This is a genomic window from Fructilactobacillus sp. X8R2C1, from assembly GCF_059900955.1.
Genome location: NZ_JBWXVI010000009.1, coordinates 1 through 2,168, shown reverse-complemented (window position 1 = coordinate 2,168; position 2,168 = coordinate 1). Strand labels below are relative to the sequence as shown.

General features: G+C 43.3%; 1 protein-coding gene. It reads right to left on the bottom strand.

Annotated elements, in window-relative coordinates; genetic code table 11:
* Positions 1–2,168, bottom strand: a 2,168-nt coding sequence (locus AC6UD6_RS06920; protein WP_500696172.1) for a mucin-binding protein, incomplete at both ends; no start/stop codon positions are given.

Here is a 2,168-nt window from a genome sequence, read left to right as displayed (position 1 = left end):
GTATTAAAGGTAAAGCCATCCGCAGGGTATCCGTCGGATACTAATTCATATCCTTGCGCTTCTAACTTAGCGATTTCGTCCTTCGTACTGTAATCGGCCTTGCTACCAAACTTACCGTTAACGGTATCACTAGTGATAAGGGCATTACCTTTATCCTGATCCACGTAATTAATGTGAACGACTTCATCGTTAGCGTTGTAGGTAACCGTGACACTTGAATCTGGTGTGTCGGCCGTTGCAGTTTCAGAACCAACACTTGCCTTATCTGGAGTGTATCCAGTAATGGTTGGGGAAACAATTGAACCGAAGACAGCGTTCGTTGAAGTCCAGTTACTGTAAGTTACCTTGCCTGTTACTTCATCAAAAGTAGCGGTTCTGTTGAACGTAACCGTTTCGATCCGATCCTCAGAGGCCTTGCTACCGTCAGCGTAAACGTAGTGAACCGTTCTAGTGATGGTCTTGGTCAAGTCGGTCTTGCTAGTACCATCAGGATATTTTGGTCCAGTTGGGTTGTTTGGATCCACTGGTTGTCCTGGGTTTCCTGGATTATCTGGAGTAACTTCCTTGGTCTTGTGTTTCAAAACAACCTTGAAGGTTGGGTTATCAGTATTGAAGGTGTAACCATCACCTGGGAAGCCATCGGATACAAGTTCATATCCTTGGGCTTCTAGTTTAGCGATTTCGTCCTTCGTACTGTAGTCCGACTTAGAACCGAATTTCCCGTTCAAGCCATCAGTATGAATAACCTTGTTACCATCGTCTTGGTCAATGTATTGAACTTGAGCCTTTTCATCGTTGGCATTGTAGGTAACGGTAACACTAGAGTTAGTTGCGTCAGGACCAATTGTTTCTGATCCAACACTTGCCTTATCTGGTGTGTAACCAGTAATTTTAGGTGAATCGATTTCACCAAAGACTGCGTTAGTTGAAGTCCAGTCACTGTATGTTACCTTGCCAGTAACCTCATCGAAGGTTGCGGTTCTGTTAAACGTAACTGTTTCAATGCGATCTTCTGAAGCTTTACTACCATCAGCATAAACGTAGTGAACCGTTCTCGTAATGTTCTTAGTCAGATCATTTACGCCGGTCCCATCTGGATATTTCGGTCCCGTTGGATTATTTGGATCAACTGGTTGTCCTGGTTGACCCGGATTGTCCGGTGTAACCGTCTTAGTTTTATGTTTCAAAACAACGGTAAAGGTTGGATTGTCAGTGTTGAAAGTAAAGCCATCAGCAGGGTATCCGTCGGATACCAACTCGTAGCCCCGAGCTTCTAAAGTGGCAATTTCATTTTTGGTTGAGTAACCAGACTTACTACCAAACTTACCAGTTAAGTCATCACTGTGAAGAACGGCATTGCCGTTATCTTCGTCAACATAGTTAACCACTGCTTTTTGTTCGTTAGCATTATACGTAACGGTAACACTTCCGTCAGGTGTATCAGCGGTGGCAGTTTCAGAACTAACACTAGCTTTATCTGGAGTGTAACCAGTAATTTCAGGCGAATTGATTTCACCAAAGACAGCGTTCGTTGAAGTCCAGTCACCGTAACTAATAATCTTGCCGGTAACTTGGTCGAAGGTTGCCGTTCTTGTAAACGTAACCGTTTCAACTTTGTCATCGGAAGCTTTACTACCGTCAGCGTAAACGTAGTGCACCGTTCTGGTAATGGTCTTAGTCAGGTCATTTACACCAGTTCCATTAGGATAATGAGGTCCATCTGGATTATTTGGATCCACTGGTTGACCTGGTTGACCCGGATTATCTGGTGTAACCGTCTTAGTCTTGTGTTTAAAGATAACTTTGAAAGTTGGGTTGTCGGTATTAAATTCGTACCCATTTGGATAACCGTCAGTGACTAGTTCGTAACCTTGGGCCTCTAAGCTGGCAATTTCGTTCTTTGTACTGTAGTCCGACTTAGAACCGAACTTACCGTTTAAATTGTCAGTTTTAATAACCCGGTTGTTGTCATCTTGATCAATGTACTGAACGTGAGCCTGTTCATCGTTAGCAGTGTAGGTAACCGTATCAATTGAATTCTCTGAATTAGGGGAAGTGGTGAGTGAACCAACAGTTGCTTTATCAGGAGTATATCCCGTAATTTCAGGAGATTTGATTGAACCAAAGACCGCATTCTTAGTAGTCCAGTCGCCGTAACTGATAATCTT